This window comes from Okibacterium sp. HSC-33S16, from assembly GCF_024171565.1.
GTDB lineage: Bacteria > Actinomycetota > Actinomycetes > Actinomycetales > Microbacteriaceae > Mycetocola_A.
In genome coordinates this window covers 505,181-522,420 of record NZ_JALJZZ010000002.1, presented here as the reverse complement: position 1 = coordinate 522,420, position 17,240 = coordinate 505,181, and the positions used below count along the sequence as shown (strand labels likewise).

At 63.0% G+C, this 17,240-nt stretch carries 20 protein-coding genes; 4 read left to right on the top strand and 16 right to left on the bottom strand.

Annotated features, from left to right (window positions below):
* Positions 1–12 precede the first annotated feature (12 nt).
* Together L1277_RS07655 and L1277_RS07650 are read right to left on the bottom strand one after the other, a co-directional pair.
* Positions 13–654 (bottom strand): GNAT family N-acetyltransferase, encoded by a 642-nt coding sequence (locus L1277_RS07655; protein WP_253375759.1) that lies wholly within the window; start codon positions 652–654, stop codon positions 13–15.
* Positions 654–1,781: a beta-propeller fold lactonase family protein gene (locus L1277_RS07650; RefSeq protein WP_253375758.1), complete on the bottom strand. Its 1,128-nt coding sequence runs from the start codon at positions 1,779–1,781 to the stop codon at positions 654–656. Before L1277_RS07650 ends, L1277_RS07655 begins: the two co-directional genes overlap by 1 nt.
* A 38-nt stretch (positions 1,782–1,819) precedes the next feature.
* On the opposite strand from L1277_RS07650, the gene L1277_RS07645 reads away from it, so the two are divergent.
* From L1277_RS07645 to L1277_RS07630, 4 genes are all read left to right on the top strand, one after another.
* Positions 1,820–2,428: a maleylpyruvate isomerase N-terminal domain-containing protein gene (locus L1277_RS07645; protein WP_253375757.1), complete on the top strand. Its 609-nt coding sequence runs from the start codon at positions 1,820–1,822 to the stop codon at positions 2,426–2,428.
* 63 nt (positions 2,429–2,491) lie between these two features.
* Positions 2,492–3,505, top strand: coding sequence for an ATP-binding cassette domain-containing protein (locus tag L1277_RS07640; RefSeq protein ID WP_253375756.1), 1,014 nt, complete (start codon positions 2,492–2,494; stop codon positions 3,503–3,505).
* Entirely contained in the window at positions 3,502–4,362 is an 861-nt protein-coding gene (locus tag L1277_RS07635) for an ABC transporter permease (protein ID WP_253375755.1), read from the top strand. The genes L1277_RS07640 and L1277_RS07635 overlap by 4 nt, the downstream gene beginning before the upstream one ends.
* A 195-nt stretch (positions 4,363–4,557) precedes the next feature.
* Entirely contained in the window at positions 4,558–4,950 is a 393-nt protein-coding gene (locus L1277_RS07630) for an Hpt domain-containing protein (RefSeq protein ID WP_253375754.1), read from the top strand.
* Positions 4,951–4,991: 41 nt separating this feature from the next.
* On the opposite strand, the gene L1277_RS07625 is transcribed toward L1277_RS07630, so the two are convergent.
* The 14 genes from L1277_RS07625 to L1277_RS07560 all read right to left on the bottom strand — a co-directional run bounded on the left by L1277_RS07625 (position 4,992) and on the right by L1277_RS07560 (position 17,169).
* The gene (locus L1277_RS07625; protein ID WP_253375753.1) at positions 4,992–5,843 is read right to left on the bottom strand and encodes a response regulator transcription factor; all 852 of its coding nucleotides are present in this window, start codon (positions 5,841–5,843) and stop codon (positions 4,992–4,994) included.
* A gap of 88 nt (positions 5,844–5,931) precedes the next feature.
* The gene (locus L1277_RS07620; protein ID WP_253375752.1) at positions 5,932–6,603 is read right to left on the bottom strand and encodes a hypothetical protein; all 672 of its coding nucleotides are present in this window, start codon (positions 6,601–6,603) and stop codon (positions 5,932–5,934) included.
* Between the two features lie 235 nt (positions 6,604–6,838).
* Positions 6,839–7,462, bottom strand: a complete 624-nt coding sequence (locus L1277_RS07615; protein WP_253375751.1) for an alternate-type signal peptide domain-containing protein — start codon at positions 7,460–7,462, stop codon at positions 6,839–6,841.
* 103 nt (positions 7,463–7,565) lie between these two features.
* Positions 7,566–8,171 (bottom strand): alternate-type signal peptide domain-containing protein, encoded by a 606-nt coding sequence (locus L1277_RS07610; RefSeq protein WP_253375750.1) that lies wholly within the window; start codon positions 8,169–8,171, stop codon positions 7,566–7,568.
* A 318-nt stretch (positions 8,172–8,489) separates the two neighbouring features.
* On the bottom strand, positions 8,490–9,296 hold the full coding sequence (locus tag L1277_RS07605; RefSeq protein WP_253375749.1) for a signal peptidase I: 807 nt from the start codon (positions 9,294–9,296) through the stop codon (positions 8,490–8,492).
* Between the two features lie 4 nt (positions 9,297–9,300).
* A complete protein-coding gene (locus tag L1277_RS07600; protein ID WP_253375748.1) occupies positions 9,301–10,587 on the bottom strand; it encodes an adenylosuccinate synthase in 1,287 nt (428 codons plus the stop codon).
* A gap of 86 nt (positions 10,588–10,673) precedes the next feature.
* Entirely contained in the window at positions 10,674–11,153 is a 480-nt protein-coding gene (locus tag L1277_RS07595; RefSeq protein ID WP_253375747.1) for a DUF3151 domain-containing protein, read from the bottom strand.
* Between the two features lie 40 nt (positions 11,154–11,193).
* Positions 11,194–12,519 (bottom strand): peptidoglycan DD-metalloendopeptidase family protein, encoded by a 1,326-nt coding sequence (locus tag L1277_RS07590; RefSeq protein ID WP_253375746.1) that lies wholly within the window; start codon positions 12,517–12,519, stop codon positions 11,194–11,196.
* A 242-nt stretch (positions 12,520–12,761) separates the two neighbouring features.
* Complete coding sequence (locus L1277_RS07585) at positions 12,762–13,697, bottom strand: ABC transporter substrate-binding protein (RefSeq protein WP_253375745.1); 936 nt, start codon at positions 13,695–13,697, stop codon at positions 12,762–12,764.
* A 56-nt stretch (positions 13,698–13,753) separates the two neighbouring features.
* Positions 13,754–14,491 (bottom strand): ABC transporter permease, encoded by a 738-nt coding sequence (locus tag L1277_RS07580; protein ID WP_253375744.1) that lies wholly within the window; start codon positions 14,489–14,491, stop codon positions 13,754–13,756.
* Positions 14,488–15,174 (bottom strand): ABC transporter permease, encoded by a 687-nt coding sequence (locus tag L1277_RS07575; protein ID WP_253375743.1) that lies wholly within the window; start codon positions 15,172–15,174, stop codon positions 14,488–14,490. The genes L1277_RS07580 and L1277_RS07575 overlap by 4 nt, the downstream gene beginning before the upstream one ends.
* Positions 15,171–16,010 carry an ABC transporter ATP-binding protein gene (locus L1277_RS07570; RefSeq protein ID WP_253375742.1) on the bottom strand — a complete coding sequence of 280 codons (840 nt, stop codon included), beginning with the start codon at positions 16,008–16,010 and terminating at the stop codon, positions 15,171–15,173. The genes L1277_RS07575 and L1277_RS07570 overlap by 4 nt, the downstream gene beginning before the upstream one ends.
* A 136-nt stretch (positions 16,011–16,146) precedes the next feature.
* Positions 16,147–16,515 carry a DUF4440 domain-containing protein gene (locus L1277_RS07565; protein WP_253375741.1) on the bottom strand — a complete coding sequence of 123 codons (369 nt, stop codon included), beginning with the start codon at positions 16,513–16,515 and terminating at the stop codon, positions 16,147–16,149.
* A 9-nt stretch (positions 16,516–16,524) separates the two neighbouring features.
* Positions 16,525–17,169, bottom strand: coding sequence for a TrmH family RNA methyltransferase (locus L1277_RS07560; protein ID WP_253375740.1), 645 nt, complete (start codon positions 17,167–17,169; stop codon positions 16,525–16,527).
* Positions 17,170–17,240 lie beyond the last annotated feature (71 nt).

Sequence of the window (17,240 nt, the reverse complement as noted above, 5' to 3'; positions counted from 1 at the left end):
TTCTGCCCGGGTTCACGCTCGTGTCGGACGCAGCTCCACCGGCGGGTCGAACCGGGCCATACGTTGCTGGAGACCGGCGCGTACCGTCGGCCACTCCTCAACGATCACCGAGAACAATGCCGTGGTTCGCCAGGTTCCATCGGCACGACGTTTGTCGCGTCGGATGAGCCCTTCGAAGGTCGCACCAATCTTGGCGATTGCGGCCCGGGAGCGTTCGTTGCGTTCGTCGGCCTGAATCTTCACCCGGCCGAAGCCGCTGTCGAACGCGAGTCCGAGCAGCAGCAACTTGGCCTCAGCGTTGACGGCGGTTCCCCAGACCCGAGGGTCGTACGCGGTCCAGCCGATATGGGCGTGTTCGCTGGCCTCATCGAAGTCGCCGAGGGTCGAGGTGCCGACGATCGTGCCATCCGCATCGCCGCCGATGAGGCGGATGGTGAAGCTCTGGTTGGTGTCCTGTGCGAAGTACGATGCGGCAAAACGGGCGAAGCCGTCGAGATCGGCGGGCAGCCCGGCCGGGCCGCCGCCGTATCCACCGGCGAACACCTCGGGGTGGCCAATCGCCTCGAACAGGGCGGGATAGTCGTCCGGCACCATCGGGTCAAGCCGGATAAAACTGCCGATGAGCGGCGCCGGTTCGGGAATTCGCGCGACCATCAGGCGCGCACCAGGCAGGTCGGTGACCCGGCCTCGACCGAGCCGAGGAGCTTGGAGGGGATTCCGCGGGAGTCGAGCAGGAACGACGACACCTCGTTGGAGCGCTGGTTCGCCACGTGCAGGAACCGGCCCGACTCGACGTGGTGCCGTGGCCATGTGCCGCCGGACTCCACATCGGAGATAGCTCGCAGCGTCGATCCGTCCCCGCCGATGGCGAGCGTCGAGACCCGATTCGTCCCGCGAATTGATACGTGCAGCTGCTCGCGAGAGGCAGCCAGGCTGATCTCGGAGGCGTTGTCGCCGTCCTCGATCGAATCTGCCGTCGCCACAACGGATGCAACGACGCGCCAGTTGCCATCGTCGCCTCGGCCGAGCGTGAAGACTTCATTGGAGTATTCGGTCACGACGTGGATGTGTCCTGACGGGTGCCCGACGAGGTGACGAGGCCCAACCCCGAACGGCAGAACGATCTGTTGGGCGAGCACCATCCGGGTTCCGGCGCGACGCCAGATCCGCACACTGTCGTGACCGAGGTCCGTGGTGGCGATGCGTCCGTCTGGCAGCACGAGCGACGCGTGCGCGCGAGACTGGCGGTCCTCGGCGGCGTCATCGACGACCTTCCGAAGTGCGAGCTCGGCAAACGGGTCATCGCCGAAGTCGGTGCCGTCCAGCTCGGCGGCGCGCGCGGCGAGCGGGTCACCATATGGATCAACCGACGCGGCGGCGGGCACACCGTCCGACGCAAACGAGCCGTTGGCGGTGAGGGCGTAGAGCAGCACCTGGCCATCGCCGTAGCAACTCGCGATAAGCGCTGAGCCGTCCGGCGTCACGGTGAGCTGGCACACCGACTCGCCGGCATCGAGCGGTTGCCCGAGCGGAACCAGCCCGGACTCACCGCGGCGAGCCAGAGCTTCAACCCGCCCCGAGGTCTCGAGCGCCGCGTAGACGACCGGCAGGGTCGGGTGTGTGGCAACGAACGACGGCGAGTCGAGTTGCGAATGCGACACCGGTTTCAGCGTGCCCGATTCTTCCTGGCGCAGTGCGCTGATTCCGTCGCCGGACCTGCCGGCATCCGCTGTATAGGAACCGAGCCAAAACAGAGGAGTGGGGTTCTCGAGCTGTGCCATGCTCTTCAGTCTGGCAGCAGTTCGTGCAAGCATGAACCATGGCTACAGCGGAGAAGTTCTCGAAGGCCGCCGACGCGTTCATCGAGGTGGTCCGGGGTATTAAACCCGACACCTGGGAGACCCACGGACTCGGCGTCTGGAGCGTTCGATCGCTCGTCGGGCATACCGCCCGAGCTCTCATCACGGTCTGCGACTACCTCGAACTCGATCCGGCCCGGCAGGTCGATATGGAGACCGCCGGCGACTACTACGGCCAGATTTACCTCGTCTACACCAACCCGGAGGCCATCGCCCAGCGCGGTGTCGAGGCCGGCATTGCCTTGGGCGATGACCCGGTGGCGTCGATCGAAAAGCTCAGGCAGCGCGCGCTCGATCTCATTACGAAAGCGGATGCCACGCGGCTCGTTTCCTTAGGCGGCATGGGCATCCCTCTTGCTGAATATCTCAAGACCCGGGTCTTTGAACTCGTCGTTCACTCGATCGATATTGCTCGAGCGACCGGGCAGGAGGCGCACTTCGCCGCTGACCTGATCGAGGAGAGCGCGTCGCTGGCCGCCGGGATCGCGGCCCGCAAGGGCGACGGCGAGCAGGTGCTCATGGCGCTCACCGGACGGGAGCAACTGCCCGAGGGCTTCAGTGTCGTTTAGGTCGGGGCTGTCGAGTATGACGGGCCCCTTTTCGAAGCGCCCAGCGAGCGGTATCTTCGGACGATGAGTTTCATCGAAGCTCGCGATCTCCGGAAGACCTACACGCCGAAGGGCGCCAACCCGGTCCACGCGCTGGACGGGTTGGATCTCGATGTGCCCGAGGGCACCATCACGGCCATCCTGGGGCCGAACGGAGCCGGGAAGACCACGGCCGTCAAAGTGCTCACGACCCTCATCGTGCCCGACAGCGGCACCGCAACGATCGGCGGCATCGACGTTCTCACACGGCCGGAGGCCATTCGCCCGATCATCGGCGTATCCGGGCAGTACGCTGCCGTCGACGAGAACCTCACCGGTTTCGAGAACCTCGATATGGTCGGTCGGCTCTACCACCTGGGCGCGAAAGCGTCACGGGCTCGGGCCCGTGAACTCATCGACCTGTTCGAGCTCTCCGAGGCACAGAACCGCCCGGTGAAGGGGTTCTCCGGCGGCATGCGTCGACGCATTGACCTCGCCGGTGCCCTGGTGACGCGACCGAGCGTACTCTTCCTCGACGAGCCGACAACCGGCCTGGACCCACGCAGCCGCTTGGGCATGTGGGACATCATCCGGTCGTTGGTCGACGGAGGCACCACCGTGTTGCTGACCACGCAATACCTCGAGGAAGCCGACCAACTGGCCGACGACATCAGTGTCATCGACACCGGCAAGGTCATCGCCAAGGGCACGGCAGACGAGCTCAAGGCGTCAGTGGGCGGCCAACGGGTCGAACTCAACCTCGTGACCGCCGCAGACGTGAGCGATACCGTCGAGATCCTTCGGCGTTTCGGCACGGCTGAGCCCGCGGTCTCGAATGACTCGCGCACGGTGACCGTCAGCGTGGAGAGCGGACCGGAAGCTCTGCAGCTCGTGCTCGCCGAACTGAGCGTTCGCGAGGTTGCGCTGTTTGACGCCGGCATGCGCCGCCCCACCCTCGACGACGTCTTCCTCCGACTCACCGGGCATGCTGCAACCGAGGAGCCCGAGACGGACGAAGCGGCTACCGGCGGGCGCACGACGGCGGGGAAGACAACATGACCGAAACGAGCGCGTCGCCGGCGAAGCCCTCCGGGGTGGATACACCGCACTCCCCTGGCGCTTTGGCTGGGTGGTTCAATGACGGTTGGATCACGACCAGGCGCAACCTGATCAAGATCAAGCGCGTTCCCGACATCCTCGTCTTCACGACGCTGCAACCGATCATGTTTGTGTTGCTCTTTACCTACGTCTATGCCGGAGTGATCGACATTCCGGGAAGCACCTATGCCGAGTTCATCATGGCCGGCATCTTCGCGCAGACCGTGGTGTTCGGGTCGACGTACTCGGGTTCGGCCATGGCCCAGGACCTCAAGGACGGCATCATCGACCGGTTCCGCACCCTGCCCATGAGCCCATCGGCCGTGCTCATCGGGCGCACTAATGGTGACCTACTCATCAACAGCATCTCGATGGTAGTGATGATGGTTACCGGGTTCATCGTGGGTTGGCGCATCCACTCGAGCTTCCTTGAAGCGGTCGCCGCGGTCGCTCTTCTCCTACTCTTCGCCTACGCGCTCTCCTGGGTGATGGCGTTTCTCGGTATGACGGTGCGGAGTCCCGAGGTCATCAACAATGTGTCGTTCCTCGTCCTATTTCCGCTGACTTTTATCTCCAATGCGTTCGTTCCGGCCGAAAGCCTGCCCGGACCGCTGCGAGCGTTTGCGGAGTGGAACCCTGTGACGTCGCTCGTGCAGGCTGCGCGTGAGTTGTTCGGCAACGTGCCGACGGGCACGCCGGTTGGTGACAGCTGGGTCCAGCAGAACCCGGCGCTCGCCGTGCTGATCGGCGTCATCGTGATTTTGCTCATCTTTGTTCCGTTGGCGATTCGGCGCTTTTCACAAGTGACCTCACGCTGAGAATGCCAGCGACGGCAAGACCTGCCCGTATCTTCATTGAACGATCAAATCTTGCTCAAAACTTGACCATGGGCGCCAGCTAATCCTGATCTTCACGGGTCAAAGTACTTACAGGCAGTCACCCGAAACTGTCTGAGATGCGGTTCCCTAGACCGCCACACACGGGCGGATGCCCGGCGCAGTAGAGATTGGTAGATGGTGAGGTTTCCCCCGAATGACCTCCCCGATTTCCTCGCCGGGCGTCTCCCTCTCGTTGATGACACCGCACTTCTAAATCTGCTGGAGTCGCTCGACGACGATCGGGACGCCGTCACGGGATTCGTCTGTGCCTTTGTCTCCCAATGGCCCACCCGGTTGGTGCGAATCGATGAGCGTGTCACTGCCCGGGATCACGATGGAGCATTGACAGCTGTTCTCAGCCTCAAGGTGTCGAGCCAGATGATCGGAACGAGCCAACTCACTTCGCTCGCTTGCGAGCTCGAGCACATGGTGCGTACAGGAGATTTCCCTGCGGCTCTCGGCCGTGTGCAAACGTTGCGGGCTGTGGGGGCTGAGTCACTGATGGCGCTCAAAGCCCGCCGACCGTAGGGCCCAAGCCCCGCCGCGGTTGCGCTTCGATCAGCGGCGAGTTATGAGCGTTCACCGTCGCGAGCCGGCGGTAGCCGGTAGCCGACGCCACGAACCGTTTCCACCCAGAGCGGATGCTTCGGGTCGTCAGACAACTTCCGGCGCAAATTCGCGAAGTGAACTTCGATCGCTCGTTCTTCCGACTCGCTGACATAGTCGTTGGCGACGTAATCCTCGTCACGGAGGTCGCGCACCAGATCCGCTTTGGAGCGAACCCGGCGTTTACTGCTCAACAGCGACTGGAGGAGGTCGAACTCAGTGCGGGTGAGGTCCAGCTCGACGTCGCCCAATTCAACGGTGCGAGTGTCGGCGTTCAAGGTGAGCCCGTTGTGGCGAAAAATCAGTTCACCGCTGTCGTCGGCGGACGCACCCGGGCCGGTCGCGAGGGTCGGTGCTATCTGCGTAGCGACTGCTCCCACACCGGAGGCCTGTGCGGGAACGAGAACAGCAGCTTCCGCTGCTTGGGGGACGGCAGACGCGCGCGGCCGGCGCATCATGGCCTCAACCCGAGCTCGCAGTTCCCGCGGCCGGAAGGGTTTGATGACGTAATCATCAGCGCCGGATTCGAGCCCGAAGAGGAGATCCGCCTCGTCCCCCTGCGCGGTGACCATGACGATGTAGCAATCGCTGAACAAACGGATACGGCGTGCCACTTCGAGGCCGTCGATGTCGATGAGCCCGACGTCGAGGGTCACAATCGTCGGTGCCAGAGTTCGAACGAGTTCGACTCCCTCAGCCCCGTCGGCCGTCGAAGTGACTGTGAAGCCGCCCTGGCGGAGAACCGTTTCAATGAGTCCACGAATGTCGGCATCGTCCTCAATGACTACGGCGGTGCGGATGGAGCGGTCTGACATATTTCGGCTGTTCCCTGGCAAGCACATCGAGCGACTCAAGCCGTCGGTTACGGTGTGGCACGTGACCCCCTGTCACGCTCCCTAAACCTTAGCTCGCGTTCTGCCGTTCACGCCGTTTTTGCCTACCCCCCAGAAGGAGGAGCCCAGACATGGTAAGAGCACCTGCGGCGATAAGGATGTCGCGAACGGATGCTCCGGTTCCCGGAAGGAGCGGAAGCGTCGTCTCCCGAATCCGGGAGTCCGCTGATGTCGGTACATCAGCGGCTGTGACGACCAACGATAGATCGAACGGTTGCTGTTGGGTGTTGTTTCCTGACTCGAAGGGAAGCTCGAATGTGACGTCGATCGGGACGGCAGGATCGGTACTGCGACCCAGGTCGAAAACGGCATCGCCTTGCATGAGTGACGCTGCAGAGGACCGAAACACAAGTCCGTTCACTTCTGCTGTGATCAGCAGGTTCTCCTCGATTGGCAGCGCTGCCGCACTCGCGGCCCGGGTGTTCCCGTTTCCGAGCGTGATGGCGAGCGAAGAAACTCCGCCACCTGTCCGATTGGCGACGACCGTCGTACTGGCCTTGTCACCCGGTACCATGACCCAGTCGTCGAACAATGCACCAATCGGAGCCCCGTCGACCCGTGTCATATGAAGTGTGCGCTCGCGATGTTCAGCAGAAGCTGGGGTCGGTGAGGCAACAACGACGACCACAATTGTGAGGACTGCGAGAGCGGTCCCGGCCACGGTCATAGACCAGTCAGCCAATTTGACTCGTTTACCCATGGATGTCGGCACCCCACACTGGACGTCATGAGATTGCCTGAGCGGTGCCATGCACGCCATCATGGGCTCCACTCGCGTCACTTATGTGAAGCGTGATGCGAGCTTACAGCCACGAAGACATGGCCGGCGCCGCCCATGATCGTGGCCGCAGCCGAACGGCCTTATCGGAGGGAGATCAACCGTGCGGTAGCTCTGGGTTACAAGGCTGCGACGGCGGCTAACCCGCGACCTGTGTGAGCGAGTACACGGCCGTCAGACCGACTGTCCCGCCCATCGCTTTGTTGAACTGACCGGGCTCTCCCCAGGGGAATTTGATTTCCAGAGTGACGACGACCGGAGTAGTTCTGACGCCCATTCCGATCGACTGCGTGGTGTCGGGGGCGGATTTGAGTTTCTGACCGTCGATCTGGGTGACCGACATTTGCAGCGCCGTAGCGAGAGCGGTATCGGCGTCTGTGGCGATGACCACCCCAGAGGCATCTGCCGTTCCAGCCGCCTTGCGAGGGCTGACCGAGAAGTTGGCCTTCATGTTCTGCCCGGTCAGAGTGACGGGAATCGACATGGTCGCCGTTATGACATCGCCGGGAACAAGGACTTGCCCGGTATACGCTTCAGCGGGCGCGTTCAGAGGGCAGACGGAAGTGCAGTGCAGGATCGTGGCACCCGTGAGACTGATCTTGTCGGTCGATCCCAGCTGTAGCGTGCCGGACTGAATCTGCTGGGTGGAACTCGTCGTGTTGCTCGTCCAGGATGCGAGAGTGCCCGTACCGCCGAGAAGGAGAATCACCCCGAGAAGGGCTGCCGAAGAAGCACCAAGAAGAGAGCGGGTGGACTTCTTCATGTCGCGCTCTTCCTTCCGTGATCTGCGGTGCCCGTTTGAACCGGTGTCTCAAGAGGTCAAGCCCGGTCGTGTCGGGACACGACCGGGCCGTAAATAAAGAGTTCTAGGCCTTCCGAACCTGAACGAGTGAGTAGTTCATCGTAATGGCCTGCAGAGTGCGGTTCATCGCGTCCTGCTTGAAGTCTGTATCAAAGGGGAACGCAACCGTCACGCTCACCTTGACAGTAACCGTAGAAGGCGTGATCTTCGAGAGTGTCGTCGCCGTAAGCGGCCCGCTGGTGACTCCCGTCGACTTCTGGTTGGCGTCAAAACCCTCGAGCTTCAGCTGCATGTACTGGGCAAGGACTGCCCCATCGACAGTCGTCGTTCCCGCAACGGGAGTAATGGTCGGAACGCTTGGCGTGACAGTGAGATCGGCCTGCATGTTCTGGCCCTCGAGCGTCACCGGCACATTGAATTTCGACGTCAGAATATCGCCGGGAACAGCGTCGCCTGTCAAAGGAACGTCGACGCTCGCACCGTTGGTCACCGTCCACGTTCCGGGCTGTACCGCTTGGAGGTCAAGCTGACCCGAAGAGATCGCGGTGGTTTCGCTCTGGGTAGTGTCGGACCAGTACGCGAGAGTTCCCGCACCTCCGAGGAGCAGAACTGCACCCACGGCAGCGGCGACCGCGGCAGCGGTGGTCTTCTTCATGTTGAACTTCTTCACGGCGTACTTCCTTCTGGGGCCTGGCAGCCGAGAGGCGGCCGGAGTCTATGGGGTTTTCCGCTTTCGCTTCCAACAAGAGCCATATTCCCCGGCGACAATCAAGAACACCCAGAACACATCCGTAAGGTTGCGATAGTTCTTTCAGCAAAGCTCAGGTTATCCGCAAGATCTGCGCAATCACAGCAATGAGAGCGCGACCACGTCGTATTGAGCAGCGTGCCCGTGCGCATCGGGAACCGGCCGCCTGAACGTCAATATCTCTCACGCGGGCCAACAACGCCTGCACGTCGGGCTGGCACTCGGATGACGGAAGTCGGGCTATTTCGGCGGAGCTTCGCTCGGATCGGGGGCGCCCGTGCGTCGCAACGCTCGACGGGTGAGTGCCTGCTCCGTTGAGATCGGTTTCTTTTTTACAGGCACGCTATCTCCGCTGGCAGCCGTCGTTCCTGTATCACCGTCAACAGCAGCGTTCTCGGAGTCCCGAGAGCCGCTCTTGCGACGCACGACGGCAAGAAACACCGTCACAACCGCATAGCCGATGAGCGCGACGCCAAGTCCTTGCGCGAGCCAGGTGCGGGTGTCGCTGGTCACACCGTTCGTGACGTACCCGATCACGGGTAGCCAGTACCACGCTTTGCCGCGAACCTGTTCTTCGCGTACGAGCTTCTCGTCGGGAATGGGGTTTGCGTCACCCTGGGTTTCGAGTCGTACGCCGTCACCGGTGATGTTGATGCCGATCACGCGGTGCGTGACCACCTCGGGCTCCCCCGAACGGAGCTGGTAGGTGATGACATCACCAACCCGGATGTCGGAGAAGGCCAGTGGCTTCACGACCACTGTGGTTCCCGGCGGCATCGTCGGTCGCATCGATCCGGTCAGCACCGTGTACGGCGTCGAGCCGGTGAGACGCGGAACGAGAACAAATCCAACAATCAGAAGCCCGCAGACGATGAGCACGGTCCAGCTGACGACGCGCACTACGGTATTCGCAACGCGACTCAGAACGGACGGTGCACCGCCACCCTGAGAAGGTCGCCGACGGATCGGCACAGTCCCATCCGAGGCACCACCCGCAGGCACGTCGACCGACGGCTGCTTCGTCGCATCCGCCACCGGGTCACCCATCGAGTTAGTCGATCAGGTCGTGACGCACAACAATCGCGTCGCGACCGGGTCCAACACCGATCGCCGAGATCCGGGAACCGCTCATGGCCTCGAGGGCGAGGACGTAGTCCTGGGCGTTCTTGGGCAGCTCCTCGAAGGTGCGGCAGCCAGAGATGTCCTGCTGCCAGCCCGGGAACTCTTCGTAGATCGGTTTCGCGTGGTGGAAGTCCGATTGCGAGACCGGAACCTCTTCGTGGCGCACGCCGTCGACGTCGTAGGCGACACAAACGGGGATGGTCTTGAGTTCGTCGAGGATGTCGAGCTTGGTGAGCACGAAGTCGGTGACACCGTTGATGCGGGACGCATAGCGGGCGATCGGGGCGTCGTACCAACCAACGCGGCGCGGGCGTCCGGTGGTGGTCCCGAACTCGAACCCCTTGGAGCGCAGGTAGTCGCCCGACGCGTCGAACAGCTCAGTGGGGAACGGGCCGGCGCCGACCCGAGTCGTGTACGCCTTGACGATCGCGATCACGCGCTCGATCTTGTTGGGAGCTATGCCTGAACCGGTCGCCGCTCCACCCGACGTCGCGTTCGACGAGGTGACGAACGGGTAGGTACCGTGGTCGACGTCGAGCATGGTGGCCTGGCCACCCTCGAACAGGACGATCTCGCCGCGCTCGAGTGCCTGGTGCAGCTCAAGCGCAGTGTCGGCGACCATCGGGCGCAGCCGCTCGGCGTAGGACAGCAGGTCTTCGACGATCTCGTCGGCCGAGATGGCGCGGCGGTTGTAGATCTTGAGCAGCATGTGGTTCTTGACGTCGAGGGCGCCTTCCACCTTTTGCCGCAGGATGTTTTCGTCGAACAGGTCCTGGATGCGGATGCCCACGCGGTTGATCTTGTCGGCGTACGCCGGGCCGATACCACGGCCGGTGGTGCCGATCTGGCGCTTGCCCAGGAACCGCTCGGTGACCTTGTCGAGGGTGCGGTGGTAGTGAGTGATGACGTGAGCGTTGGCACTGACCTTGAGCTTCGACACGTCAACGCCGCGGGCGCTGAGCGCCTCGAGCTCGTGGAAGAGGACCTCGAGGTCGACAACCACACCGTTCGAGATCACCGGGGTGACGCCTTCGGTGAGGATGCCCGACGGAAGCAGGTGCAGCGCGTACTTCTCGTTGCCGACGACGACGGTGTGTCCGGCGTTGTTTCCGCCGTTGAACTTCACCACGTAGTCGATGCGACTACCCAGAAGGTCAGTAGCTTTTCCCTTGCCCTCGTCGCCCCACTGGGCTCCAACGATCACGATTGCTGGCATTACGGATGCTCCCTTGTTGCCTTCTGTGTATTACCTACGGAAAAAATATGGTGCGACGTCACTGTGCGCACGTTCGGTGCGGCTGACTAGTCCTGGCCGCGAATGAAGAACGCTTCGGTGGACGGCTGGGGTTCAGAAGGCAGGGATTCGGTCTCAATCCGGGCGACAGCGGTTTCGTCTGCGTCACGCAAGAAATCGGTCAGGCGAGCGACTTCGTCTGCTTCGCCGATGGCATCCGCTGTCTTGCGAAGCATGTAGAGCGACCGCAGGACGCCTTGGTTCGGAGTGTGGTTCCACGGGATCGGGCCCTGTCCGCGCCAGCCGGCCTTGCGGAGGGCGTCAAGGCCGCGGTGATAGCCGACGCGAGCGTAGGCGTAGCCGGTGATCGGGTTCGCGGGGTCGAACGTTGCCTCGGCCAACCGGGCCCACGCAAGCGAGGACGTTGGGAATTTAGCCGCGACGGCGGCTATGTCGTCCGTCGAGGTGGCACGGTCGAGGGCGTCGACGACTTCCGGTTCAAACGGGAGTCGGGTCTCGGGCAGTCCCAGCAGGTTATCTCCAGTCACAGGGTTAGCCTACCGCGACTGGGAGAACGAGCGCGGATTGCTAGATCGAGACGCCTTTGCCGCGGAGGAAGGTGGCCGGGTTAGTGGCACCGTCGTTGATCTTGAGGTCGAGGTGACAGCCGGTCGCGACACCGGTTTTACCGACGCTCGCGATGATCTGACCGCCCGACACCTGCTGTCCGACACCCACCCGGAAAGAGCCCGCGCTGAGGTGCCCATAGGTGGAGCTGACGCCGCCGTGGTCGATGATCACGCGGTACCCGAACGCACTCGAGTAATAAGCGCCTGTGACGGTTCCACTATGGACGGCCTTTACCGCGCTGCCACAAGCGTTTCCGAAGTCGATGCCGGCGTGGAACGGAACCGAGCAGCCGGTGCCACCGCAGAGCTTCTGGCGCGGGCCGTACCAAGAGGTGATGGCTCCGGGCAGCGGTCGCCACCAGCCCTGAGCTGAGGCCTGGAAGTAGGTACCGGTTGCGCCGGCGTTCGATCCGCCACCGCCACCGCCGCTGCTGCTTCCGCCGCCACCGGTGTTGTTTTTCGCGGCCGCTGCGGCGGCTGCGGCTGCCGCTGCCGCGCGTTCTTCAGCGAGCTTGCGCTGACGTTCAGCTTCGATCGCTGCCAGTCGGGCTCGCTCGGCGACACCGGCCTGATATCCCTCTTCGATCGACGCGGTCTGACCCTTGAGCAGTGACAGCTGACCGAGGAGCGTTTCTTCGTGAGCTTCCTGCTCGGCAACCGCTGCTGCTGCGGCGTCGGCGGCCGCATTGGCCTTGTCGAGCTTGTCCTCGGAGTCAGCGCGGGCATCTTCGAGAACTTGAGCAGCGACTTCGCCCTGCGCGGAGAGCGAGGTCACCTGGTTGGCATCCTGCTCCGCGGTGTCGAGCAACTCGGTCGACAGGGAGGTGAGCTTGGACACCGCGCCGAGCTTGTAGAGAGTGTCGTCGGCCTGCTTGGAGTCGAGGAGCAGACTCGCCGTGGTGTCGAACGTGCTCGTACGACCCATTTGGGCGAAGAGTGCGCCCGCTTGCTTCGACGAGGCGGCCGCTGTTTCCTGAGCGGTCGCGAGCTGGGTCTTGAGGTCTTCAGACTTGATGAGCGCCTCTTCGGCGACGGCCAGAGCGATCTGGTATTCGTCGGCGGCGGCAACTGCAGCAAGCTGCGCGTTCTCCGCATTCGTGCGAAGCCCGGCGATGAGATCTTCGATCTTGGTGATCTCGGCGGCCTTGGCGGACTCACTTGCCCGCGCGTTCTGAACGTCTTCCCAGGAGGGGTAACTCGTCGCTGCGGTGGCGGGTGCGGAAACTCCCACGGAGGCGACAACAACCCCAAGGGCGATCGTCGCGATGAGGGTCCGAAGTCGCATGCGCATTGCTCCATGGTGTCAGAGAACAGCACTCTAGCTCGTAGGCAGCGCCGAACTGGGGGTAGTCACATGAGTAACACTCGTCACATCTGCAACAAGAGCCTCATGCCCATGCTATGTAATTCTCTGCACAGAACGCAATGTTGCTCGCAGTGACACCGTCATGACACGACAACGACCCGGCAGCGTGAGCTGCCGGGTCGTTGCGGGTGAGGCGTCATCAGGCGCCTGCAGCGTGGTGCTTAAAAGAGGTCCTTCTCGGCCAGCCAGTCCTTGGCCAGCGCCTCCGGCTCGGCCTTCTCGTCACCCTGGTTGCGGGCGTTGAGTTCGATGAGGTCGTCAGTGGTGAGCTCTGCGGAGATCGCGTTGAGCACCTTCGTGACCTTGTCACTGGCCTTGTCCGAGTTGATGAGCGGCAGCACGTTCTGCGGAAGGATCAGGTTTTCCGGATCCTCGAGCGTCACGAAGCCGTTCTCCTCGATCGACGGGGTTGTGGAGAAAATGTCTGCGATGGTGACGGTGCCGTCGAGCAGCGCCCCGGTCGTCAGCGGTCCGCCCGAGTCACTGATCGGAACGAAGCTGATGCGAGCAGCATCGACGCCATAGACATCCGTCAATCCCTTGGGTCCGTACGGTCGCTCAGCCAGCTCGGGGTTGCCGCCAACGATGAGCGGAACGTCGATGCCGGCCAGGTCGGCCAGGCTGGTCACGCCGTTGGCCTCACTGAACTCCTTGGTGACGTTGTAGCTGTCCTTGTCCTCGGCCTCTGACTGGTCAAGAACTTCGAGACCGTCAGGTGTGGCGTCCTGCAGAGCGGCGAGAACTTCGTCGCTCGACTTTGCTTCTGAGCTGTCGTCGAAGAACTGCAGCAGGTTGCCGCTGTAGTCCGGGATGAGGTCGATCGAGCCGTCGTTGAGCGCCTCAATGTAGACGTCGCGCTGACCGATCTGGCCCTTGAAGTCCACGGTAATGTCGTTGGCTTCCAGCGCCTGAGCGTAAATCTGAGCGATGATCTCGGACTCGGCAAAGCCGGCCGCTCCAATGGCGATGCTGTCGCCCCCTGATCCTGCCGAGTCGTCCTCGGCGAGCGGGTCGCCGCTCGAGCACGCCGCCAAAGTGAGAACGGCGCCAGCGGCGAAGATCCCCGCCGCTATCCGTCCGCGTCGTGAAGTAAACATCTGTCTTCCTTACTGTGAGAAAAAGGTGCTGAGCGAAATTGGCGAAACCGTTTCGGTTATGCCGCAGTCGACACGGTGCTCGCCGACTTCGTTGTGCTTCGTTGCCCTGGTGAACTTCGGATTGCCCGGACCCCGGCGGGGACCGTCAGTCGCTGGCAGAGAATGAGGATGCCGTCGAGCACGAGCGCCAGAATCGTGACGAGAAGTGCCCCGACCAACACCGTGGTGTAGTCGCGCACCGGCAACGCATCGATGATGTACCGACCCAGACCTCCCAACGAGATGTATGCGGCAACGGTCGCTGTTGCAACAACCTGCAGGACCGCCGACCGTATTCCCCCGAGGATCAACGGAAGGGCGAGCGGCACCTCCACTTTCCAGAGGATCTGCCACTCGGTCATTCCCATCGACCGGGCCGCGTCCACGGTGCGTCCGTCCACCGACTGCACTCCCGAATAGGCTCCGGCGAGCAGAGGTGGAATCGCGAGCACTACCAGCACGATGATCGTCGGGATCAGCGCAAACTGAATCCCCAACCCGAACAGCACGGCGAGGTACACCAGCAGACCAAGTGTCGGCAACGCGCGCATGGCTCCGGTCACGCTCACCGCGATTCCGCGAAAACGGCCGGTATGCCCGATATACAGACCGAGCGCCACCGCGATGAGTGTGGCGATCAGCACCGTCAGGCCGGTGTATGCCAGATGTTCAAGAATGCGATTCGGGATGCCGTTCGGCCCGGTCCAGTGGGACGGCTCCAGAATCCAGCGAAAGGCGTCTCCAAAAAGGTTCACGCGGCGACCGCCTTGACGCGCGCCGTACCGGCGCCGCGGCGAGCCGCGTCATCCACCCGTGCCCAGGGCAGAAGCATCCGCCCGATAAGCACGAGGAGGATGTCGAAGACCACGGCGATGAGTACCGTTCCCACGATCCCGGTCAGAATTTCGGTGGGGAAGTTGCGCTGGTACCCGTTGGTGAAGAGGTAACCCAGCCCGCTCATCCCAACAAGTGCGCCAAGGGTGACGAGGCTGACCGTGCTCGTCGACACGACGCGGAGCCCGGCGAGCAGCACGGGACCGGCGAGAGGAAGCTCCACTTGCCAGAACCGGCGCCAGGCACCGAAGCCGACCGCTGTCGATGACTGGATGACGTCCGTGGAGACCGCGTCGAAGGCATCCGTCGCTGTTCGAACCATGAGGGCGATCGCGTACAGGGTAAGCGTGACGATCAGGTTGAGCGGGTCGAGGATTTTTGTGCCGAGAATCGTGGGCATCGCCACGATGAGTGCCAGCGAGGGGATGGTGTACAGCAGCCCGCAGACGGTGAGGACGAGGCCGCGCGAGACGCGAAAACGGTAGGCGAACCAGCCGATCGGCACGGCGAGCAGGAAACCGAGGACGATGGGCGCGATGCTCAGGAGCACGTGGGCAACGGTGAGTTCCCAGATCTGTCCGAGGTTCGCGAGCACCCACGTCATGCCGACCGGCCCGATTCCGGTGTCGGTGACCTGAGGATGCCGGCCAGGCGGCCGGTACCATCGACGACGACCTCTTTGCCGTTCACGGTCTGGATGGAGAGGGCGCGACGCCCGCGTTCGGCTCCGATGAACGTGTCGACGAACTCATCGGCGGGGTTCGCGAGGATTTCGGCCGGTGTGCCGACCTGGGCGATGCGCCCACCGGTTTTGAGGATGACGACCTGGTCGCCAAGCAGGAAGGCCTCATCGATGTCGTGCGTGACGAAGACGATGGTTTTGGCGAGGTCCTTTTGGATGCGGACGAGCTCCTGCTGCAGTTCGCTGCGGACGAGCGGATCGACGGCGCCGAATGGCTCGTCCATGAGCAGGATGTTCGGATCGATGGCGAGCCCGCGCGCCACGCCCACCCGTTGTTGTTGGCCACCGGAGAGTTGTGACGGATAGCGGTCGGCGAGCGCGCGGTCGAGGCCGACGGTATCCATGAGGTCGAGGGCAGCCGCGCGAGCCTCGCGCTTGCTCACACCGGTGAGCAGGGGCACGGTGGCTACGTTGTCGACAACAGTGCGGTGCGGCAGCAGTCCCGAGTTCTGCATCACGTATCCGATACGGCGACGGAGCGCCACGGGTTCGAGCGTCGAGATGTCGTCATCGTCGATGTGAATGCTGCCCGATGTCGGGTCGACCATCCGGTTCACCATGCGCAACAGTGTCGTTTTGCCGCTGCCTGACGAGCCGACGAACACGGTCGTTGTGCGCGACGGGATGGTGATGGTGAAGTCGTCGACCGCGAGGGTCCCGTCGGGGAACCGCTTCGATATTCCGTCGAACCTGATCATCTCTCTGGGTCCCCTCGAGCGCACTGCTGTCGGTGGCTTCGATTTAGCGTAACCAGTGAAACCCGAAACACACTAGAGACGAATTATCGTTGCGAAGCGGAGTGCTCGACGTGTAAGGTCGCACGGCCCGGGAAGCTTAGGCAGGCGTCTGCTGGTGCGCGGCAACGTGCCAGGCGCCCCCGCCGTAGAGATAGGTCGTCGACATCCGCAGTTCGACCGTGTTGCCGCCCCGGGTCGCGACGGCACGATAGGCGACGATGCCACTGCGGTCGCCGAGTCGGATCAGGGCCGGCTCGTGGATCTCGTAGGACTCCCAGGGGGCGGCCGCTGAAAACGCGGCAATGACCTCGTTTCGACCGATCACCGCTCCCTCGACAATCATGAGCGCGTCGCGCGTCATCGCGCGAGCGTAATGTTCACCACCACGCCCGGCGAGGATGGCCTTCCAGCCCTCGTGTTCTTCGCGAAGGAGGATGGCGGGCAGATCGTCAGTGATCTCAGTCATGCGCCCACGCTACCGCGCAGGGAAGCTTACGTGTTGCATCACCCAGGAATGCATCGCAACGGCGGCCGCAGCGGAGGCGTTGATCGACCGGGTCGACCCGAACTGGCTAATCTCGAGAACGGCATCCGATGCCTCAATGGCCTCGGGAGACAGTCCGGGGCCCTCCTGCCCGAAGAGCATCACGCACCGCTCGGGCAACGCAAAGGTCTCGATGAGTACAGAGCCAGGGACGTTGTCGATACCGATAATGGGCATGCCTTCAGCCTGGGCCCACGCCACGAGAGCGTCGACGTCGGGGTGGTGAACGACGTGCTGGTATCGGTCGGTGACCATGGCGCCGCGCTTGTTCCAGCGCCGTCGGCCGACGATGTGCACTGTGTCGGCGGCGAATGCGTTGGCGGTGCGCACGATCGAGCCAATGTTCATGTCGTGCTGCCAGTTTTCGATGGCCACGTGAAACGGATGCCTGTGCTCGTCCAGGTCGGCAACGATCGCGTCTAACTTCCAGTAGCGATACCGATCAATCACGTTGCGGGTGTCGCCGTGTGTGAGGAGGTCCTCGTCGTAGTAGTCCTCGGTCGGCCACTCGCCCGGCCACGGACCAACACCGTTCGTTGAGAGTTCGTGGCTGGGGTTTTCGATCGCGTTCGGCACCGTCCAAGGGTAGCCGCCTCAACCGAGCAGGGTTCCCCCTTTTCGGCCGACCGAAAAGCGGCTAAGGTTTC